The following is a 23,774-nucleotide window of genomic DNA, read 5'->3' as shown; positions in this document are numbered from 1 at the left end:
TGCTACCTCCGCGGTAAGAGATGGGTTTCGTCGGTGCTGAGCAGGGCGATCAGTTCGCGGCGTTCGGCCTCGGTGCACGGCAGGAGCGGCGCGGCCACGTGCGGGGGGCACAGGCCCCGGTCGTCGAGCACCGCCTTGACGGCGGGCACGCCCGGCCGTACGCCGTGCAGGGCGAGCAGCCGGGTGAGCACGCCCTGCGCGGCCTCCGCCTCGCCGTCCCGGCCGGTTCCGTGGGCCTCGACGAGCTCGACGGCGGCTCCGGGCGCCAGGTTCGCGATGCCCGGGACGATGCCGTCGGCGCCGAGCCGCAGCGCGGCGAGCAGCTGGGTCTCCGCCCCCTGGCTCACGCCGAAGTCGGGCCGGCGCCGGGCGGCGGAGACGATGTGCCGCAGCAGGTCCAGGTCGCCGGAGCTGTCCTTGATGCCCACCACGCCGGGAAGCTCCACCAGCCGGTCGATGAGCGCCGGGCCGAGCGGGTTGCTGTAGCGCGGCGCGTTGTAGGCGACCAGCGGGACGCCGGCCGCGGCCACGGCGGCGTAGTGCGCCATGATCTCGTCGTCGCGGTGCCGGAAATAGATGGGCGGGCTGAGCACCAGCGCGTCGGGCCGGGCCGGCGCGAGCGCCGCCGCGCGGTCGAGCGCCTCCGCGGTGCCGGCCGCGGTGACGTTGCACAGCACCGGGCCGCCGGTCAGCCCGCGCCACTCCTCCGCCACCCGCTCGGCGAAGCCGGCCAGGCGGGAGACCGGCAGCAGCGGGCCCTCGCCGTTGCTGCCGAACAACATCAGGCTGCGCGCGCCCGCCGCGGCGAGCCTCTGGAGCAGCGTCGTCGCCGCCTCGGCGGACGGCCTCCCCGGCTCGCTCATCGGCGTGACGAGGGGGATCATCACGCCCCGTAGAAGTCGCCGGCCGTCGGTCGGCATCAGTACCCCTTGATCTCGGGCCAGGCCAGCTCGACGCCGTCGGCGGCCAGCTCGTCCTGGAAGGCCCGCAGCCGGGCGCCGTCGGCGTGCACCTGCTCGGGTTCCAGCCGGTGTTCCAGGCAGTGCGCGGCGAGCGCCCCGGCGACCTCGCCGATGTTCCACTCCACCGGGTGCAGCCGGTAGCAGCCGTTGGTGATGTGGGTGGTGCCGATGTTCTTGGCGGCCGGCAGCAGGTTGCGCAGCCGGACCGGGAGCAGCGCGCCGAGCGGGATCTGGAACGGGGAGCTGGCGACGTCGATGTAGGTGTCGCCGCCGGTCGAAGGATGCAGGTCGATGCGGTACATGCCGATCCCGACCGAGTCGGGGTAGCGCACCGCGCCGGCCTCGCCGCGTACGGCCATCGACAGGTCCTGCTCGGTGACGCGGTAGCGGGCGGCGATGCGGCGGGACTCGCGGATGTAGGGCGCCTTGGCCAGCCCGTCGGTGGTGCCCATCACGTCGCCGCGCAGCCGGAGGCCGGGCCAGCCGGTGCCGCCGTCCGGGCGGGGCGCCTCCGTCTGCAGCCAGTACAGCATGCTCATGCTCAGCTCGCGGGCGCCCGCCAGGTGCTTGGCCCGCTCCTCGTCGCTCACCCCGATCAACGGGCCGGGCAGGTAGTCGATCATGGGCCAGTTCACGATGGTGACGTCGCTCGCGGCGAAGCCGGGCCGGAACAGGCCGCGGGACAGCACCCTGCGGAACGCCCACAGCTCCTTGTCGCCCGGATCGGCCCGCTGGTCCGCGACGACCGGACCGGTCTCGGCGTTCGGGACGAACGCGCGGCTCACCGTCCTGAGCGTCCTGGGGTCGGGCGCGCTCAGGCTGAGCAGCGGGTTCGGCCACTGGGGCGGCTGGTAGCGCACCCAGTCCCGGTAGCCGGCGGGACGGTCGACGGTGTGGTCCTCCCCCTGCCGGTGGTCGACCGCGAACACCCACGAGAACGCCTGCATGTTCGCCGGCTGGGCCTCGTCGGGGGCGCTCGGCTCGCCGGTGTCGTGCCGGGACTCGAAGCCGGTGACGTGCTCGGCCCCGGTGAGCGGCAGCAGGTCGCCGAGCTCGGTGGCGTCCAGCACGTACGCGGCCGTCACCGTCAGCCGGCGCCCGTCGCGCGACTCGACGGTGACCGCGCCGACCCTGTCGCCGTCCATGGCGGCGCCGACGACCTCATGGTGGTGGAGGACGCGCAGCCGGCCGGCCGACACGTACGGCGCGACCATGGCCTCCAGCACGGCGGCGGCGACCTTGGGCTCGTGGCACAGCCGGGAGACCCGGCCCTCGCCGGGGTTGAGGTCGGGGCGGGCGCGCGCCTCGTCGGTCAGCGGGTACCACGTGCGGTAGTGGTCCCGGATCGCGTCACGCAGGCGGCGATAGCTGCGGGTGCATCCGAACTGCTCGATCCAGGTGTGCTCGTCCGGTGGCACCCCCTGGCTGGTGAGCTGGCCGCCGAGCCAGTCGGTCGGCTCGACCATGAGCACGGAGCGTCCCCTGCGCAGTGCGGCCAGCGCGGCGGCGACCCCGCCGAGCCCGCCACCGGCGACGAGGATGTCGGCCATGGTCTCGGATTGTTCGGTCACGCGGGCATTCCCCCATCGTTGTCGTGTCGATCGTCGCGGTGCAACCGGAAGGGCCGTGGCTCCCCGGTGACCGCCACCCGGACCGGTTCGCCGGCGCCGGGCGGGCTGAGGAGCAGGTCGCCGCTGCCGTGGGCGATCCCGGTGACCTCCTCGGCGGTGCGCCGGTATGCGGTGACCACGACGCCCGGCGCGGCGTCGAGCAGCGTCCGCCCGTCCAGCGTCACCGTCAGCCGGTCTCCGGCGGTCACGGTGAGCAGGCCGTCGCCGAGCGGCAGGTTGGCCAGCTCGGCGGGCTCGCCGGGATGGGCGAAGCGCCAGCCGTCCTGCCGGGCGTCGGCGAGTTCGCCGTAGGCGAGGTAGGCGAGCAGGCCGCCCCAGGCCATCAGCCCGTCGGAGCGCGCCTGGAACGCCCGTACGTCCTCGCCCGAGGTGGCCGGATAGTTCTCGCGGACGTGGCTGTGCCGGTCCCATTCGGCGAGGAACAGCCGCAGCAGCGCGCCGACCAGCGGACGGCTGGCCTCGGTGAGCTCGTAGCGGCGCAGGCCCTCGATCGCGAGGAACGCCATAGGCGCCCAGATCCGCCCGCGCCAGTACGTCGCCGCGTAGCCGGGATCGTCGCGGGCGGCGCTCGGCAGCGGCGGATCGCCGCCGAGCGTTTCTGGTCGCAGCAGCCGGGCGGCGAGGGCGGCGGCCCGGCCGGCGTCCGGCATCGCGGCCAGCAGCGGGTACAGCAGGGTCGGGGAGACGTGCGGGTCGTGGGTGCCGTCGGCACGCAGGTTGCGGTAGCCGCCCCGGCCGGGGTCCCACAGCAGCGCGTCCGCGCTCTTACGCGCAGCCGCCGCCTCGTCCCGCAGCCGCTGGGCCACATCGTGCTTCCCCAGGACGTCGGCGATCGCGGCGAGCGCGTCGGCGTCGGCGATGTGCAGGGCGACGAGCCCTACGTCGGTGAGGTTCATGGTGCGGGTGGCGGGGTCGTAGGCGACGTCGTCGTACATCGGCGAGTCGTCCAGGCCGGACTCCCGTTTCGCCCGGTCCAGGGTCGCCGACTCCGGGTCGTCCGCGACCGGGTCGGAACCCCAGGTGAGCAGGCCGTGCGGGCCGCGGCGGGCGCCGGGCCACCAGTCGTGCCAGGCCAGCAGCGCCGGGAACGTTCCGGCGAGCAGCGCCCGGTCGCGGGTGTCGTCGGACAGACCGCCCGCCAGGTACGCCTTGTGCACGGTCAGCGCGCCCACCGGGGGCTGCGAGCGGTCGGCGGTGGTGCCCCGCTCGTCGGACACCCGGTTGGGGATCATGCCCGAGGCGTCGGCGAAGGGCAGGATCTGGCCGAAGATCTCGCGGGCGTAGTCACGGTCGACGGTTGAGGCGACCAGCCCGGTGAAGAACGTGTCCCAGGCGTGCAGCGCCCAGGTGCCGTAGAAGCCCTTGCGCTGGGCGGAGACGAAGTCGCGGGAGGTGGGGGTGAGCACCCGGCCGAGGTCGGGCGCGTAGATCGTGTTCCAGGTGACGGCGCGGGTCGCGGCCCAGGCGGCCTCGCCCAGCCAGCCCTCGGAACGCGGTGCGGTGCGCTCCGCCTGGGCCCGTCGCCGCGCCAGTTCCCGGCCCACGTCGCGGGCGCTGCCGGGCGCGCCGTGCGGGGCTACGTACAGGTCGGCCTGGTCGGCGAACTCCAGCTCCAGGCCATCGGCCGGTGTCGAGGCGTCCACCTGCCAGAGCGTGTCGCCGGCCCGGACGAGCCCGCCGTCGGCGGTCACGCGGGCGCCGTGCCAGCCGTCGAGGACCACGAGGACGCCCTTGCTGCCCTCGGCCCGTACGTACAGCTCGTCGCCGGGCCCACCGGCCATCACCAGGTGCAGCCGGCCGCCGCCGGCCTCGACGGTGACCTCCGCGTACTCCCCGCCGACGCTGTGGTGTCCGAGACGTACCAGCCCGTCGCGCCAGGTGAAGCCGTCGAGCGGGGCGCCGGGCACGCCGAAGCGGATCCGCAGCCCGGACGGCAGGTGCACCATGCCGGTGTGGGTGGTGACGTCCCAGGTGTTCCAGCCCGTGGTCATGCTTCAGCTCCCAGGTCCAGCGCCGCGTCCAGCAGGGTTCTGGTGTATTCGTGCCGGGGCGCGCCGAGCACCTGTCCCGCGGGGCCTTCCTCGACGAGGGCGCCGCCCCGCATGACCGCGACCCGGTCGGCGATCTGGTGGACCACGCCCAGGTCGTGCGTGATGAACAGCAGCGCGAGCCGGTGGCTGCTGCGCAGGTCCACGAGCAGCCGCAGGATCTGCGCCTGGACGGACACGTCCAGGGCCGAGACGGCCTCGTCGCACACCAGCAGGCGCGGGCCGACCGCCAGCGCGCGGGCGATGCTGACCCGCTGGCACTGGCCGCCGGACAGGTCACCGGCGCGCCGGGCGGCCACGTCGCCGTCGAGGCCGACGTCGGCGAGCACGCGGCGCAGCGCCGCGGGCCTGTCCCCGGCGGGCGCGGCGGCCGGATGGGTCCGCCAGGCCTCCCCGATGAGCTCGGCCACCGTCATCCGGGGGTTGAGCGAGGAGCGCGGGTCCTGGAAGACCATTTGGACGGCGCGCTGCAGTTCGGGCGGGCGGCGTCCCACCGGGCCGAGCGGCCGGCCTTCGAAGGTCACCGAGCCCGAGTCCGGCCGTTGCAGCCCGACCACGCAGCGGGCCACGGTGGTCTTTCCCGAGCCGGACTCCCCCACGACGGCGAGGGTCTCCTCCGGCGCGACCCGCAGACTGACGCCGTCGACGGCGACCAGCCCGGTCCTGCCACGCCGGGCCCAGCTCTTGGTTCGGCCGCCTGCCCGGCCGTTTGGCCGGCCGCCGAAGGTGACCCGCAGGTCGGACACCACGAGCAGGTCGCTCACGACCCGATCACCTCCTCGGCGAAGTGGCAGGCGCTCCACCTGCCCGGCTCGACCTCGCGGGTCCGGGGCACCTCGATCCGGCACCTGTCCCTGGCCAGCGAGCAGCGCGGGTGGAAGGCGCAGCCGGAGGGCCGGTTGGCCGGCGTCGCGGGCGCGCCGGGCAGCGGGTCGGCGAGCGCCGTCCGGGTGCGTACCGCCGGCACGCTCGCCACCAGGGCCCGCGTGTAGGGATGGGCCGGGCGCCGCAGGGTCGCACCGGCCGGCCCGCGTTCTGCGACGCGTCCCGCGTACATGACCACGGCCTCGTCGGCCACGTGAGCGACCACCCGCAGGTCATGGCTGACCAGCAGCATCGCCAGCCCCTGCTCCTGCTGGATCGAGCGGAGCAGGCGCAGGATCCTGGCCTGGACGGTGACGTCGAGCGCGGTGGTCGGCTCGTCGGCGAGCAGCAGCGACGGACTGCCGGCCAGGGCCAGGGCGATCATGGCGCGCTGCCGCAGCCCGCCCGACAACTCGTGGGGATAGGCGTCCATCCGCCGCACGGGGTCGGGCACCCCGACGCGGTCGAGCAGGTCGGCGACGGCGCGCCGGACCTCGGCCCGGGGCCGGCCCGCGCGGCGCAGGATCTCGCCCACCTGGCGGCCGATGGTCAGGCTCGGGTTCAGCGCGGCGAGCGGATCCTGGAAGATCATCGCAATCTCGTGGCCCCTGACCCGATGCCAGTCGGTGCCGGGGCGCAGCAGGTTCTCCCCGCGCCAGGCCAGCTCACCGCCTGTCGCGGCCCGCTCGGGCAGCAGGCCGATGACCGCGAGCGCGGTCATCGTCTTGCCACTGCCCGACTCGCCGATGAGGCCGACGGTGGTGCCAGCCGGCACGTCGAACGTCACGCCGTCCACGACCCGGACCGGCTCTCCGCCTCCGGGGGCAGGCAGGTCGACGGTCAGCCCGTCGGCCCGCAGGAGCGGCGCGGCCGTGGTGGCCCGCGGTGCTGTCAGTGGCTCCCCCATCACTTCGCCGTGAGCTTCACGCGGGAGAAGTCGGGCAGCCCGCTCGGGTCCGGGGTGAACTCGGTGACCTTCTTGCCCCAGGCGTAGGCGAGCTTCACGGTCATCGGGTACATGCCGACCGCGTCCCGCCAGATGATCTGGCCGGCCTGGCCGTAGAGCTCGGCGCGCTCGGCCTCGTCGGCGCTGGCGCCCGCCTTGGCGAGCAGCGCGTCCAGCTCCTTGTTGCAGTAGCCGGTACGGCCCGCCGCGCAGGGGTAGAGGCGGCCCAGGTTGCTGGCGGCGTCGTACGTCGGCGTCGCGAGCTGCTGGAAGTTGATGTCCCAGTTGAGCGCGAGCAGGTCCTTGGTGAAGACGGCCTTCTCCTTCTCCAGCACGTCCACCTGCACGCCGCTCTCGGCCAGCCCGGACGCGACCGCCTGGACGAACGGGCGGAACTCGGCGTCGGAGAACTGCAGCCGCAGCTTCTCGCCGCTCTCGAAACCGGCCTCCCGCAGCGCGGCCTTGGCGGCCTGCGGGTCGTAGCCGACCGGCTCCTGCTTGGCGTAGCCGAGCACCGGGGGCGCCACCAGGCCGTCGGCCAGGGCGCCGGTCTCCGGGTAGAGCTGCTTGATGATCGTGGCGAAGTCGACCGCCTGCCACAGGGCGCGGCGCACCTTCGGGCTCTTCAGCGCCGGGCTGGAGGAGTTGAACCACATGGTGAACACCGCGGTGCTCGGCACCGTCTCGACGGTCACGCCGCTCGTACCGCGCAGGACGGGCAGCTGGTCGTCGGGGATGCCCCAGACCACGTCCACCTCGCCGGTGCGCAGCGCGGTCAGCCGCGCCGACAGGTCCGGGATGGTACGGATCTCCAGCCGGTCGAGCTGGGGCGCGCCGGCCCAGTGCTTGCTGTTCGCCGACATCGCCAGCACCTCGCTCGGCGCGAAGCGGTTCACGGTGAACGGGCCGGAGCCGACCGGCCGCTCGAAGAAGGCGGTGTCCTCGGCGGTGACGCCGGCCGGGATGACGTAGAAGAGGCCGAGCTTGCGCGGGATGGACGCGTCCGGCGCCGGGGCGGTCAGGGTGACCTGGTCCGCGGACGGCGCGGTCATTTCGTAGTCAGGGAAGTTGGCGGCGTTGGGGCCGTCCAGCTTCTGCATGCGTTCGAAGGAGGCGACCACGTCGGCGCTGGTCACCGGCTTGCCGTCGGAGAAGGTGGCGCCGCTGCGCAGGTGGAAGTTCCACTGCGCGGCGGTGGCGCCGGGCTCCCATTTCTCGGCCAGGTCACCGGTGACCTGGCCGGTGGCGTCCGGGCGGACGAGCCTGCTGAAGATCGCCTGGGCGGCGAGCTGCGTGCCGGTCGTCGCGCCCTGGGCGCCGTGCGGGTCGAGGCTCTCGATCGGATAGGTGCCGGCGGCGGTCAGGTCGCGGCCGGCGGTGCCGCCGCCGGCCGTGCCGCCGGTGGTCGTGGAACAGGCGGTCAGCAGCAGGACGGCCACGGCCGCGGTCGCCGTGCTCTTGCGGAAGTGGGTCATCGGGGGGCTCCTGTCGGAGAAGGGGGGTCAGATCCGGCCGCGACGCTGCCCGTAGCGGGCGGTGAGCTGGTCGCCGAGGATGCCGATATTGATGATCAACAGGGACAGCGCGATGCCCGGCAGCGTCGAGATCCACCAGGCGGTCTCCAGGTACTGCTGGCCGTTCGCGATCGTCTGCCCCCACGACACGGCCGTGCTGGGCAGCCCGATGCCGAGGAAGCTCAGGCCCGCCTCGGCCAGCACGACGAGGGCGAACTCGAGGGTGGCCAGCGCGACGACCGGCCCGACGGTGAACGGCAGCACGTGCCGGACCATGATCGAACGGACGGGCACGCCCATCACCCGGGCGGCGTCGACCCAGGCCCGCTCCCGCAACGACAGCGCGACGCCGCGGGTGACCCTGGCGAAGGAGATCCAGGCCGTCACCGACAGCGCCAGCACCACCACCGGGACGCTGCGGGCGAACACGCCGGCGATCACGATCGCGAGCAGGATCGCCGGAAACGCCTGCAGGATGTCGATGATCCGGGCCAGCACCGCGTCCAGCCGACCGCGGGCGTAGCCGGACACGACGCCGATCGTCACCCCGACCAGCGAGGCCACCAGCACCGTGGCGAGGCCGATGGTCAGGGACGTACGCGCGCCGTAGACGATCTGCGCGAGGATGTCCCGGCCGAGCGCGTCGGTGCCGAGCCAGGCGATCTCGCCGGACGCGATCCGCGCGCCGGGGGCGAGCAGCCGGTCCTGCAGCGGGGTGTGCACCGGGTCGTAGTCGATGACGAGCGGCCCGAGGACCGCCATCAGCGCGTACAGCGCGATCACCACGTACGGCACCCGCGCCGGCACGCCCCGATGCCACCGGCGGGCGGCGGCGGCCCGCCGGGGCAGGACCGCGGCGCCGCTCATGACCGGGCCTCCGTCCTGATGCGCGGGTCCAGCCTGGTGTAGAGCACGTCGGCGGCGAGGTTGAGCACCATCACGATGCCCGCGATCAGCAGGGTCACCGCCTGCACCACGGCGTAGTCACGGTTGGCGACCGCGCCGACGACCAGCGAGCCGAGCCCGGGCCAGGCGAAGACGTTCTCCACGATCACCGCGCCGCCCATGAGCGCGCCCATCTGCAGCCCGACGATCGTCACGACCGGGATGAGCGAGTTGCGCAGCGCGTGGCCCAGCAGGACCTGCCGCTCGGTGAGCCCCTTGGAGCGGGCCGTCTGGACATATGGCTCGCTCATCGCCTCGGTGATGCTGCTCCTGGTCAGGCGGGCGACGATGGCGGTGAAGGGCAGGGCCAGCGTCACCGCCGGCAGCACCAGGTGAGCGGGCGTGCCCACCCCGGCGCTCGGCAGCAGCCGCAGGCCGAGCGCGAAGGTCAGGACCAGCATGATCCCCACCCAGAACGTCGGGAAGGACTGCAGCGCGATCGTCGCCGCCGACACCACCCGGTCCACCGCGCCGCCGGGCCGGCGACCCGCGAGGAGCCCGAGGGCCAGCCCGGCGATGACGGCGATGGCCGTGGCGGTCAGCGTGAGGTCGATCGTGGCCGGCAGCCGTTCCAGCACCGCCTCCATCGCCGGGCGGCCCAGCCGGTAGGACTCGCCGAAGTCCAGCCGCAGCACGTCGCCGAGGTAGCTGACGTACTGCTCGTACAGCGGCCGGTCCAGCCCGAGCGCCGCGGTGAGCCGGTCGATCTGCTCCCTGCTCGCGTCCGGGCCGAGGAAGACCGTCACCGGATCGCCCGGCGCGGCCCGCACGATGATGAAGATGACCGACGCGGCGCCCCACATCACGAACAGGCCGATCAGCAGCCGGCGCACGATCATCCGGATCACCGCGGCCACCTCCGGTCGGGCGCCGGGCCGATGGAGTCACCCGGCACGAAACTGCAGGGCAGGGTGACCTGCCGGGCCGCGCCGTGCGGGTCGCCGAGCAGGTCGACGAGGATCTGCACGGCCGTACGGGCCATGTCGGCGCGGGGCAGGGAGAAGCGGGTCCAGTCCCGCAGCTCCGGGGTCCACGACGGCGGGTCGCCGAGCAGCGCGATCGAGCAGTCGTCGGGGAAGCGCATCGTGGCCGCCGTACTGGTCGCGTCCAGGGCGGTGGTCAGCCGGTTGTCCTCGCTCGGCTCCACGAGGATCGCGGTGACCCCCGCGGTGCCGGTCCAGTGCCCGACGAACGCGGGCGACAGGTCGGCCGGGTCGGCGAGCTCGTGGATGAGCGACTCGTCCACCTCGATGCCGGCGGCGGCGAGGCCCTGGCGGTAGCCCGCCTCGCGGTCGCGGGTCGGCTCGGTGTCGGCGGGCTCGCGCAGGTAGAGGATCCTGCGATGGCCGAGCCGGACCAGCTCGGCGACCAGGTCACTGGTGGCCGTCACGTAGTCGGCCCCGACGTAGGACAGCTCGGCGCCCGGCAGCTCGCGGCGGCCGATGAAGACGAACGGGAAGTCCTCCCTGACCAGCTCCGCCAGCTCCTCGCGCCGGACGTTGCGGCCGAGCAGCACGCAGCCGTCGGCGAGCTTGAGTCTGTTCACCCCGCCGGTGTAGATCGCCCGGTCGCCCGAGCTGACCGAGCTGAACAGCAGCAGGTCGTAGCCCTGCCGCGCGGTCTCCTCCTCCACGCCCATGAGGAAGGGGAAGTAGAAGTCACGCTGGTCGGTCGGGAAGACGGGCTCGAAGGTGTACAGGCCCAGCAGGTGGTTGCGCCCGCCCTTGAGGCTGCGCGCGGCGATGTTGACCGAGTAGCCCAGCTCGGCCGCGGCCGCGAGGACCGCCTGCCGGGTCGATTCGGCGATCTGGTCGCTCACCGCGCCGCCGCTGAGCACAAGCGACACGGTGGCTTGGGAGACGCCGGCACGCCTGGCGATGTCCACCTGGGTGGCGCGGCGCTGCCGTGGAGGAGGAACCACATCAACCCCTATTAATACGTATTAGGAATTGATGCGCAATGCTAATGACCGGTTTCGGGCACGTCAATAGGCGGCCCGTTCAGCGGCAGCGGACGATCATGAGGACGAGGCCCTCCTCAGGCGAAGCCGGCCGCGTCGCCGTCGGCGCCCGGCTGGGGAGCAGGCGGCCTGAGGACTTCCGGACGTTCGCTCGGTCGCCATCGATCTTGCGTAGGTGGCGGACGGCAGGATCGACGTCAACATCATGCTCAGCAACAACCCGTGGGACACCACAGCTGGATCAGGAGGATGGGCGTATGTGCATTGCGCTCCCACTCAACCTCGCCGCATTCGTCGATCCACACGGCGGCACCGACCTCCCCAGGAGTTGATCAGGGGGCATCCAACATGAAGCACAGTGACGGCCTGGGCCTGAAACAAGGACAAGACATGAGCCCTGAGTTATATTCGCTGCATGGCGTGGGATATCATCCTCCTGGAACCGGTGGAGATGTGGTTCATGAAGCTCTGCGAGTCCGACCCGGACACGGCAGCGCTGATCGAACAGGCCATCGACCGCCTCGCCGAGGTTGGACCCGCGCTCGGGCGCCCGCTCGTTGACACCCTTGACCACAGCAACCTCAAGAACTTGAAGGAGCTCCGGCCAGGCTCGCGTAAGCGATCAGAGATCCGCATGCTCTTCGTCTTCGATCCCGACCGATCAGCGATCTTCTTGGTTGCAGGGGATAAAGCAGGACAATGGTCCCGATGGTATGACGAAGCCATACCACTAGCCGAGGCCCGTTACTCGGATTACCGAGCGGAGCAAAACAAGGAGGCCGACCGATGAGTAGCGCCCGCCGATGGCAGGACGTCAAGGCCGAGGCACACCGCCGGCATCCCGAGTTGGCGGATCCAGGACGTCAGGCGAAGGCGCGCGCCGAACTCGACGCCTACATCGCCGGCCATCACCTCAAGGAACTCCGCAAGGCCACCGGGAAGACACAAGCCGAGGTCGCCCAGATCCTGGGCGTGTCCCAATCCCGGATCTCTCAGATCGAGAACGGCAACATCGAGGCCATGGAGCTGGAGACCCTTCGCGCCTATGCAGTCGCGTTGGGCGGGCATCTCGACATCACCATCAGTGTCGGACCCCACTCGGTCAAGGTGGCGTAGCTTCACTCTGTGATCACGCCCGGTCCGGCCAGGAAGTGCGGCCATCGAACGTCCGGTGGGCGCTGCGGTGATCCATGCTGTTCCCAGCTGACAGCTCGGGTTTGCCTTTTTCAGGACGCCCAGCAGGGCCCTGGGATCTTCAATATGGGGATGCCCCACCGGCTCACCGAGTGGTAGCGGTCGTCTGTCCACAGTCCTGTGCGCATTCCCACACACACCCGCCGACGTGATCAAGGCAGTTCGCCGACCGGCGCGACGGTGTGCGTTCCATCGCCGGCGCACCGCCAAACCGGGGTCTCATGTTCCCACCCGGCGTGCAGGCCGAGATTGTGCTCAGCGCAGACGGGCCAGACTTTCCAGATCAGCTCCATGATCGTTTCTTGGACGGCATCGGCAACCACCGTGAGCGCCGATTGAGGGTCGCTTCCCACGATCGGCGGGATGCCGTTGCCGTGGTAGCCGCCCTGGAACTCCACCCAGGCTTGACTGCCGTTGCCCCAGTCGTGACTGATCAAGCGGAGCGTACCGGTGATGCCTCGGGCGCGAACGTCGCGCTCCACGACCTCCAGCGCGTGCTCCAGCGTCGCCCACAGACGTGGTTCGAGGGCGAAGGTCGGCTCGAAGTTGGAGTCGCGGAGCAGGCTCTCGCCCAGGCGGGTCAGATCGGCCGTGGTCAACTGAGCGGCGGGGCGCTTGAGAAGCTCCTGCGTCGCCGGAGTGCTCATGTCCCATTCCTCCAGCAAGTAGGCCAGTTCGAGGAGGGGTTCGGTCTCCAGGCCGCCGTCACGTAATGCCGTGTAGATACGGCAGCTCAACTCGTCGACCCTCTGTTCGGCCTGCTCTTCGGAGTGCACGCTGCAGTGTTTCCTACTGCTTGAGCCCAGGCAACCAAGATCGATACCGATATCGACGGACTTGTTCCGTTACATGGCCAGATTTAACAGGGCCGGGCCCGGCGAGCAGGTGGTGGGGTGTTTTTCAGACGCTGGGGTTTCCCGAGTGATGAATCCCGAGGTCGGTCGAGCCGAGGGCCGGGCGGCCGTCGAGGCGGTCGTGGGCCAAGCGCCGGCGTTCCGTCGGCAGAGCGCACCCGGTCATGGCTCTGTCCAGGAGATCCGCGTCGTACCCGTGCGTGGCCAGGTGGTCGAGGAGTGGCTCGTACCGGTCGGGGCGATCGCGCAGGAGCTCCGTGGCCAGGCGCAGTTCCAGGCGTACGGCAGGGACCCGGTAGGGGCCGCACGCGATCAGGACGTAGTGCTGCCAGGGGCCGCGGCCGATGCACTCCATGGCGTCGGAGTCCGTCTCCTTCTCGACCGTGCTGATCTCCAGGTGCACCCCGTTCACCTCGTAACGGGTGAAATACTGCGCGCTTTCCGGCAGCCAGGACGGCGTGTAGAGGCAGGGGAAGGACGAGAGGGCGGCGGCGAACGCGTCCACGTCCTTTCGCTGCGCAACCAGGAGGTCGAGGTCCCCGACTGGCAGCCGGACGCCTTGCAGCAGGGCCGCGCCGGTGCCGCCCACACGGTACGCCGGGTCGGCCCCTGCCGCCTTCAAGGCGGTGAGAGCAGTCTCCAACGCCGACATGACCTCCACGAGCCCCAGAGTCGCCGCACCGGTTCCCATGATGATCAGCCTGCCAGATCCGGCACGACCCAGGCCATCCGGTGGGGTCAGCGGGGGTGGCGCCGTGAAGTGAGAACGGTCATCGCGTGATCCTTCATAGCAACGATTCCAAGAAGGAGAACAGCGATGACCGTCAGCAACAGTATGACGCCCGTCCGTGGCCGGCGCAGCGAATCGAGACCGGTGACCTGTTCACAGCTCAGGTCGTTCAATTCGGGAACGGCTAGGCAGGACGTCGGCGCGTCTTGATGGCGCGCATGTCGGTCACCGCGACCCGCAGGACGTCGTACGCCTGCCCGTACGCGTCCAGTGCCGCGAAGGCGCGCCGGGTGGCGTCCTGCTCGCCGTCGTCCGGTCCGGCCGGCACCTGGCAGCGGAAGGTGAACGCCGACAGGGTGCCGTCGTGGGTGAAGGCGCCGCGCTCGGTGAAGGCCACCTCGGACGCGGCGAGCACGGCGGCGCGGCCGGCCTCGTCGAGCTCGCCGAACCTGCCGGAGATGATCACTCTGAACACTGGGGGTCCTTTCTGACGGCATAGGTGAGGATGTGGCCGCCGAGCAGTTCCTCGGCGGCGTCGAGGATGCCGAGGACGGCGGCGGCGATGGTGTCCGGCTCCTCCCCGAGGGCAGTGCGCCTGCCGATCTCGGTGTACACGAGCGCGTGCAGGGCGCCGACCTGCCAGGCCACCACGCGGGGCAGCGGGGCGGTGGGTGCGGCGCCGGTCTCCTCGGCGAGTACGGCGGCGAGCGCGTCCGTCATCTGCCGGCCGAGGTCCTCAAGGCGGGCCGTCAGCGTGGGCGCGGCCCGCATCATCTCGAAGACGCGGCCGAATCCGTCGGTCAGGCCGAGACTGGGGTCGCGCCGCCGCACCTCGCCGCGCAGGGTGCGCAGCACGGCTGGCACGGCGGCCTCGCCGGGCCGGCGCCGGCGCACCATGTCGGCGAGCCTTTGGGGGGACGCCTCGTCGGGCGGCAGGACGAGGTTCTCCTTCGTCTCGAAGTAGTTGTAGACGGTGTTGGCCGACACTCCGGCGACGGCGGCGACCTCGGCGATCGTCACGTGCTCGAAGCCCCGCTCGACGAACAGCGCGATGGCGGTCTCCCTGATGTGCCGCCGGGTCTCGCGTTTCTTGCGTTCCCGTAGCCCTTCGGACATGGGGAGAACTTTAATCAGACTCCATACTTGGAGTCGACTGCAATTTTGGCGTCGTCTCGGCCGAAGCCCGTACGAACGGCTCCAGCAGGGCCCGCGCCGACGCCCACACGGTCTCCAGGTCGGCGCCGGACTCGATCAGCCGGGATCCCGCGAACACGATGGCGTTGATCATCTCCGCCGTCTCCGGCACCGTACGGACGCCGAGCCTGCGCAGGGTCTCCACCAGTGGCTCCAGGAGGTGCTGGTGCATGGCGTGGCTCTGCTCGGCGACCGTGTCGCCCGGCGCGACCTCCGCGAGGGCGGTCGCCAGCGCGTGCTCGCCCTCGGTGATGAGCTCGAAGTTGGTCAGCACGTACGCGAGCACACGATCGCCGGGGGTCGCCGCGGCGTCCATGGCGGCGGCGACCCGGGCCGACCAGCGGGGGAAGACGTCCTCCACCATCGCGTTGAGCAGGTCCTGGGGCGACCGGAAGTACTGGTAGAGGCTGGGCCGGGCCAGCCCGGCGCGCGCCGCGACCAGGGTCAGCGTCGGCGGCCGGCCGGTCTCGGCGAGGATCTCCCTGGCGGCGTCGAGCAGCGCCCGGCGCTGGACGGCCCGGTGCTCGGCGACGGTCGACGCCCGGATGCGCGGCACCTGCCCCCCTCCCCCATGGTCGGCCTACTCCGACAGTCTCCCATCCACCATCGACAGGACACGATCGCAGTGGTGGAGCACGTCGTGGTCGTGGGTGACCATGATCGTCGCCACGTTCGCCTCGTGCGTCTCGGCGGCGAGCAGCGTGACGATGTCGTCGCTACGGGCGCGGTCGAGCGCGGCGGTCGGCTCGTCCACCAGGAGCACGGCCGGGCGGGTGACGAGCGCGCGGGCGATGCCCACCCGCTGCCGTTCGCCGCCGGACAGCTGGTGGGGGCGGTGCCTCGCGCGGTGCCCCATGCCGACGCGGTCGAGCAGCTCGCGCGGGTCGTACCCGTCACCGGCGCGCCTGCCCGCCACGTCGAGCGCGAAGCGGAGCTGGTCGAGCGCGGTGAGGGCCGGGATGAGGTTGCCGGACTGGAAGACGAACCCGATCCGCTCGCGGCGGTGGCGGGCCTTCTCGCGGGCGCTCGCGCGGGAGATGTCGACGCCGTCGAGCAGGACCCGGCCGCTGTCCGGCGTGGTGAGCGCGCCGGCGACGGCGAGCAGGCTCGACTTGCCCGAGCCGGACGGCCCGACGATCGCGACGAACTCGCCGGGCGCCACGTCGAGGTGAACGTCGTCGAGCGCGGTGACCGTGGCGTCGCCGTCACCGAGGGACAGGGTGACGCCCTCGACCAGGAGGCCGCCGCGTTCCTGTTCGGCGCGGTCCCGGCGGTAGCCGGGGCGCGGGGACGTGGAGCTGGTGGTCATCTCTGCCCTCCCAGGGCTGCGAGCGGGTCGACGCGGACGATGCGGCCCACGGCCGCCGCGGCGCCGGCGAGGCCGAGGCCGACGAGGAGCAGGGCGGCGAGGACGAGCGGACCCGCCTCCAGCGCGAACGGCATGGCGGTCGTGGTGAGCAGCGTGCCGCCGCCCACCCCCGCCAGGAAGCCCACGGCGGTGGACCCGGCCAGGATGACGGTCGCCTGGATCATCGTGTCCCGCATGAGGTAGCCGGTGGAGGCGCCCATGGCCCGGATGACGGCGAGCTCGTGCTTGCGCTGGATCGTCCACACGGTGAAGAACGTGCCGACGACGAGCGCGGAGATGGCGTACAGGAAGACCTGGATGAGCGTGAGCGTGGAGGTCTCGGCGGAGTAGCCGGGTGAGGCGCTGAAGGAGTCCTCCAGCGTCATGCTCGTGGTGCCCGCCGCGGCGTCGCCGCCGGCGAGGTCGATCCGGCTGCCGTCCCGGGCGCGCAGGGCGATGGCCGTGGCCTCCTCGTACGCCCCCTCACGCGCCTCGTCCCCAGGACCGGCGCCGGCGTGCACCTGCTGCCAGGCGCGCAGCGGCAGGTACGCCACGTCCACGTGCCCGAAGGTGCGCTGGTCGCCGGTGGTGCCGATGACCTTGAGCCGGGTGCCGAGGCGGTCGATGACGACGGTGTCGCCGAGGGCCAGGCCCTCGTCCAGGACGGTCTGGCTGACCACGATCCCGTCGGGGTCGCCCAGCTTCGCGCCGTCGGAGACGGCAGGTGCGAGGAACGAGCCGGGTTCGACGCCGAACAGGGCGAGGTCGATCGGCACCTGCGTGCCGGCGGCGGTCGTGGCCTTGGCGTTGACCAGCATGTTGCCGAACGGCGCGGCGTCGCCGACGTCGGGGCGGCCCTTCCACGCCTCGGCCTGGCTCACGTTGACGGTGCTGCGGGAGAAGGCGGAGTCGGTCTTGGTGCCCTCGGCGAAGGCGAACGCGGTGACGGGCAGCCGCTGGAGCCCGGAGACGCCGTCGTTGACGAGCCCGGAGGAGAGGCCGGACAGCAGGACGACGAGGATCGCGATGAGGGCGACGACTCCGCTCATCAGGCCGAAACGTGCGCGGGCGAAGACCAGCTCGCGCCAGGCCAGGAACATGGCACTCCTTCTGTGAAGGGTTTTTCACGGAGACGGATGAGCGCCCGAGTTACCGACGCGCCGTTGGCAAGATACCAACACCGAGTCGGGAACCTGGACGCCGCCTCCGGCCAGACCTGACCAAAAGGGCCCCTGACCAGGCGTCGCTAGTCCATGAGCGCGCCGAAGACGTAGCTTCCTGGAGCGTCCGGGTCGTCGCCGGCCCAGAACTCCGTCCAGTGGACGCGGAACTCGTCGCGGGTGAGGTGGCCGTCACCGTCCAGGTCGAGGCGCGGGAAGATCTCGTCGGTCCCCGCCGGGGCGCCGTTCCACGTCTCGATGAGCACGGCGTACTCCGAGCGGGAGATGAGCCCGTCGCCGTCGAGGTCGATGGTCTCGAACATGACGTCGGCGGTGCCGGAGACGGCGTCGGTCAGGTCGCCGAGCCCGTCCACGACGCGGAGCACCTCGTCGAGGGAGACCCCGTCGTCGCCCCTGGAGGCGGCCCGCAGCACCGGCCACCAACCGGTCATGACGGCGGCCAGCCGTTCCGGGCCGGCGGAGCCCGCGACGGCCGTCCAGCGGTGCGCGAGCGCCTGGAAGTCGGCCTGGGTCAGCAGGCCGTCGCCGTCCACGTCCATCGCCCGGAAGACTCCGCCGACCTTCTTACGCTGGAACTCACTGGCCACATTCGCCTCCGCTCTTCTGTGGAGACTCAATGCTGTCGAAAGAGCACGCATCGTGACCATAGTCAGGTGAGTGATGAATCTGTCACGAGGCCGGCCGGCCCGAACTGACATCCTGGGCGGATGCGACAGGTCACCGTGCTCGGCAGTTGTGGCGCCTTTCCCGAGCCAGGCCGTGCCTGCAGTGGTTTCGCGGTGGACTGGGACGGTTTCCGCCTGGTGCTCGACCTCGGCTACGCCACGCTGCCCCGGCTGCTCGCGCACTGGCCGGACGGCGCGGTGGACGCCGTCGTCATCACCCACGAGCACCCTGATCACTGCGTCGACCTGCACGGGCTGTTCCGGATGCGGCTCTACGGCGACCCCGGCGGGCCCAAGCTGCCGCTCTACTGCCCGCCCGGCGTGCTCGACCGGCTCGGCGGCCTGGAGCCGGACGTCGATCTGCACGCGGTCTTCGACGTGCGTCCGCTGCCCGGAAGCCACCGGCTGGGCCCCTTCGAGCTGACAGGGCTGCCGCTCCCGCACTACGTGCCCAATGCGGGCATCCGCCTGGAGGCCGACGGGGTCGCCCTGGCCTACTCCGGGGACACCGGCCCGACCCCCCTGCTCGCCGAGCTTGGCCGCGACGCCGACCTGTTCATCGTCGAGGCCACCGATCGGGACGGCGAGACCGATCGCCCTACCCGTAATCTCCTGACCTCCGCCGAGGCCGGCCAGTGGGCCGCACGGGCGGGCGCCCGGCGGCTGATGCTCACCCACTTCTGGCCGGGCAACGACCGGGACGCCTCCGTGGCCGCGGCTCGGCTCGCGTTCGGCGGTGACGTGCTGGCCGCTGAGGAAGACCTCCAGGTCACTGTCGGGACGCGAGCGGTTCCCAGTGGGTGACGCGGACCTGCCGCAGCCATTCCTCCACCACGGCGCGGTGGGGCTGCGCGGGCAGCGGGGTGCGCATGGTGTCGAAGGCCGTCTCCGTGGACGTCAGCAGGGTGCGCGCCGCCTCGGTGTCTCCGGCGGCGACCCGCTCACCGAAGGCGTGGACGGCGTCGGGGTCGGACAGGCGGATGGGGAGGTGCCCGGTCTCGTACAGTTCGCGGCCCTGGTGCAGGAGGCGGGCGAGATGCCGGGCGTGCTTCGCGGTGCGCTTACGGGTGTCGGCCGAGAACGAGCCGTCGCCGCGCTGTTCGAGCCGCCGGAACTGCTGGGTGGCGTAGCCCAGATAGGCGTCGCGGACGCGCGGCGCCGACAGGAACGCGTCCCTGATCGAGATGAGCTCGTCGCCGAGCGGTGTGCGGGTCTCGTACAGGTCGTCCGGCAGCCACAGCAGCTCCATCACGGTCGGGTTGCCGCCCAGGGCGAGCCCGCACCACTTGCCCGCCTCGTGCAGCGTCCGGTCCGGGCCGGTGGAGACGACGCTCTCCTTGGGGCGGGTCAGGCCGACCAGGTCGAGCGTGGGGGCGGCGTAGAGGCCGAGCCGGTCCACGTCGCTGCCGGGCCCGGCCAGTCCGTACGCGGTCGAGCCGACGATGCCGGCGAGTAAGACGTTCGCGGTCATGGTGGTCCTCCCAGCATCAGGATGGACGTGATCACCCCGGCGACGCACGCGGTTTTCAGCCGGCCAGGCCCAGCAGGACCGCCGCGCCGCCCAGGGCGAGCGCCAGCGGGTAGGCCCACCATCGCGGAGCCGGGCCGTCCCTGAGGACCCGCAGCCCCAGCGGCACCAAGGCCACGCACAGGCCGGCGGTGGCGACGACGGACATCGGCCCGGTGCCCTTGAGCACGCCGAGCGGCAGGGCGCTCATCGACGCCAGGGCCACGGACCGGACGGGTCCGAGGACGCGCGACCGCCACGTTCCCACGGCCAGCACGATCCAGCCGAAGAAGATCGCGAACGACAGCGTCTGGAACACGTGGAAGGCGCCGTACGACTCGGCCACGGCCTGCTGCGCCGCCCGCACCCCTTGTACGTCGACGAGCTGGAAGGCGAGATGGTTGACCCCGGCGTGGAAGGTCCGGGCGAACAGGCCGAGCAGCACCAGCGCCCCGCCCCACAGCGCCCAGCGCGGCTGCGCCGGCCACATCCGCCGGACCAGGGCGATGACGGCGGGCCACAGCAGCACGTTCCCGGCGGCGAAGGCGCCGTACGACAGGCTCATCAGGGCCGGGTCGGCGGCGTAGGCGGCGAGCTGGGCAGGGAAGAAGCCGTCCGTGCCGGCGCGGAGCAGGACGCCGGCGAGCATCAGCACCGGCCCGAGGATCAGCCCGGCCGCTTCAGCCCAACGACCGGGGAAGTCGAACGAGGAGGGTGTCATGCCGTCGATCCAACCGGCGGCGCGCGCGCCGGCGCATTGGCGTACGGGCGAGCCTTCCTGGTGGACCTGGCACTACCATCCCGGTTCGGCCTGCAGATAGGCGAGGACCGCGAGCACGCGGCGGTGCCCGTCGACGGTCGGCGGGAGGCCGAGCTTGGTGAAGATGGCGGCGATGTGCTTGGCGACCGCCGCGTCGGTCACGAACAGCTCCCGCGCTATCGACGCGTTCGACCGCCCTTCCGCGATGAGGGCGAGCACTTCGCGTTCCCTGGGCGTGAGGCGGTCCAGCGGGTCGCGGTTCCTGCTCAGCAGTTGCCGGACCACCTCCGGGTCGACCACCGTGGCGCCGCCCGCGACCTGGACGAGCGCGTCGGCGAACTCGGTGACCTTCCCGATGCGTTCCTTCAGCAGGTAGCCGACTCCGGCGCCGCGGCCGGAGGCGAGCAGCTCGGCCGCGTACGTCTGCTCGACGTACTGGCTGAGCACCAGCACGGCCAGCTCAGGCCGGGCCGCGCGCAGCGCGAGCGCGGCCCGCAGCCCCTCGTCGGTGAAGGTCGGCGGCATGCGTACGTCGACCACCGCGATGTCCGGCTCGTGCTCGTCCACCGCGGCGGTCAGCGCGACCGCGTCCGCGACCGCGGCGACGACCGTGTGCCCGAAGCGTTCGAGCAGGCTGACCAGGCCCTCACGGAGGAGGACTGCGTCTTCGGCGATCACCACGCGCACGGAAGCTCCACGCTCATCGTCGTCGGCCCGCCCGCCGGGCTCGACAGCGCCAGTCTGCCGCCAGCCGCCGCGACCCGGTCGGCCAGGCCCGCCATGCCGGTGCCGCGCGCCGGATCGGCGCCGCCGACGCCGTCGTCCCGGATCTCCACGACGGCCACCTCCCCGGTCAGGCGGCCGTGGACGCGCGCCCGGGTCGCCCGGCTGTGCCTGGCGACGTTCGCGAGGGCCTCGGCCACGACGTAGTAGGCGGTCGTCTCGACGGCTTCGGGGAGTCGCGGGAGGCGGACGTCCACCTCGACCGGCACGGGGGAACGCCCCGCCACGTCCCGTACGGCGGCGGCGAGTCCCCGGTCGGTGAGCACCTGCGGGTGCACGCCGCGGATCAGCTCGCGCAGCTCGGCGAGGGCGCGCTGGGCCTCCTCGTGCGCCTCGGCGAGCTCCGTCGCGGCGGGGGAGTCCGGCGGGAGGTCGAGCCGGGCGAGGCCCAGCCTCATGCTCAACGCGACCAGCCGCTGCTGGGCGCCGTCGTGCAGGTCGCGTTCGATCCTGCGGCGTTCGGCCTCGAACGACTCCAGCAGCCGGGCCCGCGAGCGCAGCACCTCGGCCAGCTCGTCCGGCGCGAGCAGCGCCCTGGTCACGGCTCCGCGCGCCCCGGCCCAGGCCGTCACGACGTACGCGGCCACCGGAAGCAGCAGCAGCCCCGCCCCGGACACGGCCACCGCCGCCGCGACAGCCCCGTCCCCCTCCAGAGGTTGCAGCACGGGCGACAGGATCAGCACCGCGGGCCCCGCCACGGCGAACCCGGCCACCACCAGGTCGATCCACCAGAGCGCGAGCAGGGAGACCACGCCCAGCACCGCCTCCCGCACCGACAGCCCGCTTTTCCTGGCCGGCGGCGCGAGATCGACGAGCCGCAGCCGCCACCACTCGAACCTCGCCACGAACGGGGCCGGCGCCACCACGGCGACGAGCCCGGCGACGGCCATCAGCGGCACCGGCTCCACGAGGGACACCGTGACCACGGCGGCGGCGACGACGATCCCGGGCACGACGCCCGCCAGCAGGTAGGCGAGCGACCGCCAGGGCCAGACCGAGCGGAGAAAGGAGAGCGGCCGCCGGGCGAAAGCCTCCAGAGCGGTCGTGGTGCGCACGCTCAGAGCGTAGGGCAGGGTCAGGTGATCTCGTCGGCGCGGGCGAGCAGCGCCCGCCGTTCCGCCTCGCTGTGCGTCCGCGCGGCGGCCTCGCGGAAGAGCCCGGCGGCCCTGGTGCGGTCACCGGCCCGCGCGGTGAGGTCGGCCTCGGCGGCCAGGGCGAGCGGATAACCGTCCAGCGCGCCGCCCGAGCGCGCCGCGGCGAGCACGGCCAGCCCCGCCCGCGGCCCGTACGCGTAGCCGTGGGCGACCGCGCGGTTGAGCTCGACGACCGGGTTCGGCTGGAGGGCGGCGAGCCGGTCGTAGAGGTGCGCGACGGCCGGCCAGTCGGCGTCACCGGAGGCGTGGGAGGCGGCGATCCTGGCCTGCAGCACGTACGGGCCGGTGTGCCGCAGGTCGCGCAGCAGGCCGGCCGCCTCGGCGATGGCGGCCCGGTCCCAGCGGGTGCGGTCCTGCCGGTCGAGCGGGACAAGATCGCCGCCGGCGTCCCTGCGGGCGTCGCGCCGGGAGTTCTGCAGCAGGAAGAGGGCCAGCAGCGCGCGCGGCTCGCCCTCGCCGGGCACCAGGCCGGCGAGCAGCCTGGCCAGCCGGATCGCCTCGGCCGCGAACGCGGGCTCACCGTCGGCGTCGTAGCCGGTGGTGAACAGCAGGTAGAGCACGGCGAGCACGCCCGGCAGCCGTTCGGCCAGCGCGGGCCCGCCCGGCACCCGGTAAGGGATCCGGGCGTCGGCGATCTTCGTCTTCGCCCGGGTCAGCCGGCGGGTCATGGCGGACTCGCTGACCAGGAACGCCCGCGCAACGTCCCGCGTGGGCACCGCGCAGATCGTGCGGAGCGTCAGCGCCACCCTGGCCTCCATCGCCAGCGCCGGATGGCAGCAGGTGAAGATCAGGCGCAGCCGGTCGTCCACGACGTCCTCCCCCTCCTCCGGCGCGGGCCCGCCGGTGGCCGCGGTCAGCGCCAGCACGGCCAGCTCGCGCAGTTTGCGGCGTTCGACGGACGCGCGACGTAGCTGGTCGAGCGCGCGGTTGCGGGCCACGGCCATCAGCCAGCCGCCCGGATTGTCGGGTACGCCGCTCTCCGGCCACCGCGACAACGCCTGGGCCAGCGCCTCCTGCGCGCAGTCCTCGGCGAGCGTCCAGTCGCCGGTGATCCGGATGAGCGCCGCGACGATCCTCGTGTACGCCTCGGCGGCCGCCTCCGCGACGGCCGCATCGGCGGGGTGTCTCCGACCTGGCCCGGTCACTGCTCGAAGTCGGCCACCGGCCGGATCTCCAACCGGCCGCCGCGCGCCATCGGATGCGCCCGCGCGACCTCGATCGCCTCGTCCAGGTCGGCGCACTCCAGCAGGTCGAACCCGACGATGATCTCCTTCGTCTCGGTGAACGGCCCGTCGGACACCAGCAGCTCGCCGTTACGGACGCGTACGGTGGTCGCCGCGCTCGTCGGCGCCAGCGCCATCCCCTGCAGCCGCTGCCCGGCCGCGTCCCGCTCGGCCACCCACACCTCGATGTCGGGGTAGTCGGCGGTGTCGGTGTCGGGCTCGGTGTCGCTGCAGACGAACATCATGTACTTCATCACGTTCTCCTTGTTCGGTTTCACCCTGATGACGTACGGCCGAGCCGGTTCCGGACA

The 23,774-nt window shown here is 72.4% G+C and carries 26 protein-coding genes; 3 read left to right on the top strand and 23 right to left on the bottom strand.

Features of this window, described 5'->3' with window-relative positions; genetic code table 11:
* Nucleotides 1-2: 2 nt before the first annotated feature.
* From BMW85_RS11330 to BMW85_RS11290, 9 genes are read right to left on the bottom strand one after another with little or no spacing between them, the layout of a single operon-like run.
* The gene (locus BMW85_RS11330; protein ID WP_091080234.1) at nucleotides 3-920 is read right to left on the bottom strand and encodes a dihydrodipicolinate synthase family protein; all 918 of its coding nucleotides are present in this window, start codon (nucleotides 918-920) and stop codon (nucleotides 3-5) included.
* Nucleotides 920-2,533 carry an FAD-dependent oxidoreductase gene (locus tag BMW85_RS11325; protein WP_245774723.1) on the bottom strand — a complete coding sequence of 538 codons (1,614 nt, stop codon included), beginning with the start codon at nucleotides 2,531-2,533 and terminating at the stop codon, nucleotides 920-922. Before BMW85_RS11325 ends, BMW85_RS11330 begins: the two co-directional genes overlap by 1 nt.
* Complete coding sequence (locus BMW85_RS11320) at nucleotides 2,530-4,584, bottom strand: MGH1-like glycoside hydrolase domain-containing protein (RefSeq protein ID WP_091080232.1); 2,055 nt, start codon at nucleotides 4,582-4,584, stop codon at nucleotides 2,530-2,532. The genes BMW85_RS11325 and BMW85_RS11320 overlap by 4 nt, the downstream gene beginning before the upstream one ends.
* Nucleotides 4,581-5,405, bottom strand: coding sequence for an ABC transporter ATP-binding protein (locus BMW85_RS11315; RefSeq protein ID WP_091080230.1), 825 nt, complete (start codon nucleotides 5,403-5,405; stop codon nucleotides 4,581-4,583). Before BMW85_RS11315 ends, BMW85_RS11320 begins: the two co-directional genes overlap by 4 nt.
* Nucleotides 5,402-6,412, bottom strand: coding sequence for an ABC transporter ATP-binding protein (locus BMW85_RS11310; RefSeq protein WP_091080228.1), 1,011 nt, complete (start codon nucleotides 6,410-6,412; stop codon nucleotides 5,402-5,404). Before BMW85_RS11310 ends, BMW85_RS11315 begins: the two co-directional genes overlap by 4 nt.
* On the bottom strand, nucleotides 6,412-7,926 hold the full coding sequence (locus BMW85_RS11305) for an ABC transporter substrate-binding protein (protein WP_091080225.1): 1,515 nt from the start codon (nucleotides 7,924-7,926) through the stop codon (nucleotides 6,412-6,414). Before BMW85_RS11305 ends, BMW85_RS11310 begins: the two co-directional genes overlap by 1 nt.
* Before the next feature lie 27 nt (nucleotides 7,927-7,953).
* Entirely contained in the window at nucleotides 7,954-8,832 is an 879-nt protein-coding gene (locus tag BMW85_RS11300) for an ABC transporter permease (protein ID WP_091080223.1), read from the bottom strand.
* Nucleotides 8,829-9,749, bottom strand: a complete 921-nt coding sequence (locus BMW85_RS11295) for an ABC transporter permease (protein WP_245774744.1) — start codon at nucleotides 9,747-9,749, stop codon at nucleotides 8,829-8,831. Before BMW85_RS11295 ends, BMW85_RS11300 begins: the two co-directional genes overlap by 4 nt.
* Before the next feature lie 5 nt (nucleotides 9,750-9,754).
* The gene (locus BMW85_RS11290) at nucleotides 9,755-10,831 is read right to left on the bottom strand and encodes a LacI family DNA-binding transcriptional regulator (RefSeq protein WP_091080221.1); all 1,077 of its coding nucleotides are present in this window, start codon (nucleotides 10,829-10,831) and stop codon (nucleotides 9,755-9,757) included.
* Nucleotides 10,832-11,285: 454 nt separating this feature from the next.
* Between BMW85_RS11290 and BMW85_RS11285 the strand changes: the two genes are divergently transcribed.
* Nucleotides 11,286-11,660 carry a type II toxin-antitoxin system RelE/ParE family toxin gene (locus BMW85_RS11285; protein ID WP_091080219.1) on the top strand — a complete coding sequence of 125 codons (375 nt, stop codon included), beginning with the start codon at nucleotides 11,286-11,288 and terminating at the stop codon, nucleotides 11,658-11,660.
* Nucleotides 11,657-11,986, top strand: coding sequence for a helix-turn-helix domain-containing protein (locus tag BMW85_RS11280; RefSeq protein WP_091080217.1), 330 nt, complete (start codon nucleotides 11,657-11,659; stop codon nucleotides 11,984-11,986). The genes BMW85_RS11285 and BMW85_RS11280 overlap by 4 nt, the downstream gene beginning before the upstream one ends.
* Before the next feature lie 230 nt (nucleotides 11,987-12,216).
* Here BMW85_RS11280 and BMW85_RS11275 read toward each other — a convergent pair whose 3' ends face one another.
* The 8 genes from BMW85_RS11275 to BMW85_RS11240 form a co-directional block, all read right to left on the bottom strand.
* A complete protein-coding gene (locus BMW85_RS11275; RefSeq protein WP_091080215.1) occupies nucleotides 12,217-12,840 on the bottom strand; it encodes a hypothetical protein in 624 nt (207 codons plus the stop codon).
* Between the two features lie 124 nt (nucleotides 12,841-12,964).
* On the bottom strand, nucleotides 12,965-13,609 hold the full coding sequence (locus tag BMW85_RS11270; RefSeq protein ID WP_091080212.1) for a hypothetical protein: 645 nt from the start codon (nucleotides 13,607-13,609) through the stop codon (nucleotides 12,965-12,967).
* Between the two features lie 223 nt (nucleotides 13,610-13,832).
* On the bottom strand, nucleotides 13,833-14,123 hold the full coding sequence (locus BMW85_RS11265; RefSeq protein WP_177240611.1) for a DUF6204 family protein: 291 nt from the start codon (nucleotides 14,121-14,123) through the stop codon (nucleotides 13,833-13,835).
* Nucleotides 14,111-14,764: a TetR/AcrR family transcriptional regulator gene (locus BMW85_RS11260; RefSeq protein ID WP_091080207.1), complete on the bottom strand. Its 654-nt coding sequence runs from the start codon at nucleotides 14,762-14,764 to the stop codon at nucleotides 14,111-14,113. Before BMW85_RS11260 ends, BMW85_RS11265 begins: the two co-directional genes overlap by 13 nt.
* A 10-nt stretch (nucleotides 14,765-14,774) precedes the next feature.
* Nucleotides 14,775-15,398: a TetR/AcrR family transcriptional regulator gene (locus tag BMW85_RS11255; protein ID WP_091080204.1), complete on the bottom strand. Its 624-nt coding sequence runs from the start codon at nucleotides 15,396-15,398 to the stop codon at nucleotides 14,775-14,777.
* Between the two features lie 24 nt (nucleotides 15,399-15,422).
* Entirely contained in the window at nucleotides 15,423-16,151 is a 729-nt protein-coding gene (locus BMW85_RS11250) for an ABC transporter ATP-binding protein (protein WP_177240610.1), read from the bottom strand.
* Nucleotides 16,148-17,290 (bottom strand): ABC transporter permease, encoded by a 1,143-nt coding sequence (locus tag BMW85_RS11245; RefSeq protein ID WP_091080202.1) that lies wholly within the window; start codon nucleotides 17,288-17,290, stop codon nucleotides 16,148-16,150. Before BMW85_RS11245 ends, BMW85_RS11250 begins: the two co-directional genes overlap by 4 nt.
* 146 nt (nucleotides 17,291-17,436) lie before the next feature.
* Nucleotides 17,437-17,958, bottom strand: a complete 522-nt coding sequence (locus BMW85_RS11240; protein WP_091080199.1) for an EF-hand domain-containing protein — start codon at nucleotides 17,956-17,958, stop codon at nucleotides 17,437-17,439.
* 120 nt (nucleotides 17,959-18,078) lie between these two features.
* Here BMW85_RS11240 and BMW85_RS11235 point away from each other — a divergent pair, with 120 nt between their 5' ends.
* The gene (locus BMW85_RS11235) at nucleotides 18,079-18,840 is read left to right on the top strand and encodes an MBL fold metallo-hydrolase (RefSeq protein WP_177240609.1); all 762 of its coding nucleotides are present in this window, start codon (nucleotides 18,079-18,081) and stop codon (nucleotides 18,838-18,840) included.
* Here BMW85_RS11235 and BMW85_RS11230 read toward each other — a convergent pair.
* From BMW85_RS11230 to BMW85_RS11205, 6 genes are all read right to left on the bottom strand, one after another.
* On the bottom strand, nucleotides 18,806-19,507 hold the full coding sequence (locus BMW85_RS11230; protein ID WP_091080195.1) for a nucleotidyltransferase domain-containing protein: 702 nt from the start codon (nucleotides 19,505-19,507) through the stop codon (nucleotides 18,806-18,808). The genes BMW85_RS11235 and BMW85_RS11230 overlap by 35 nt on opposite strands.
* A gap of 55 nt (nucleotides 19,508-19,562) precedes the next feature.
* Nucleotides 19,563-20,264 (bottom strand): hypothetical protein, encoded by a 702-nt coding sequence (locus BMW85_RS50310; protein ID WP_218155729.1) that lies wholly within the window; start codon nucleotides 20,262-20,264, stop codon nucleotides 19,563-19,565.
* A gap of 72 nt (nucleotides 20,265-20,336) precedes the next feature.
* Complete coding sequence (locus BMW85_RS11220) at nucleotides 20,337-20,990, bottom strand: response regulator transcription factor (protein ID WP_091080193.1); 654 nt, start codon at nucleotides 20,988-20,990, stop codon at nucleotides 20,337-20,339.
* Nucleotides 20,978-22,141: a sensor histidine kinase gene (locus BMW85_RS11215; RefSeq protein WP_091080190.1), complete on the bottom strand. Its 1,164-nt coding sequence runs from the start codon at nucleotides 22,139-22,141 to the stop codon at nucleotides 20,978-20,980. The genes BMW85_RS11220 and BMW85_RS11215 overlap by 13 nt, the downstream gene beginning before the upstream one ends.
* A 20-nt stretch (nucleotides 22,142-22,161) precedes the next feature.
* Entirely contained in the window at nucleotides 22,162-23,385 is a 1,224-nt protein-coding gene (locus BMW85_RS11210; protein WP_091080189.1) for an RNA polymerase sigma factor, read from the bottom strand.
* Nucleotides 23,382-23,717 carry a YciI family protein gene (locus tag BMW85_RS11205; RefSeq protein ID WP_091080186.1) on the bottom strand — a complete coding sequence of 112 codons (336 nt, stop codon included), beginning with the start codon at nucleotides 23,715-23,717 and terminating at the stop codon, nucleotides 23,382-23,384. Before BMW85_RS11205 ends, BMW85_RS11210 begins: the two co-directional genes overlap by 4 nt.
* Between the last annotated feature and the right edge of the window lie 57 nt (nucleotides 23,718-23,774).

The organism is Nonomuraea wenchangensis (assembly GCF_900111685.1).
Lineage (GTDB): Bacteria > Actinomycetota > Actinomycetes > Streptosporangiales > Streptosporangiaceae > Nonomuraea > Nonomuraea wenchangensis.
The sequence above is the reverse complement of the archived record's forward strand: the minus strand, read 5'-3'. Positions and strand labels throughout refer to the sequence as shown.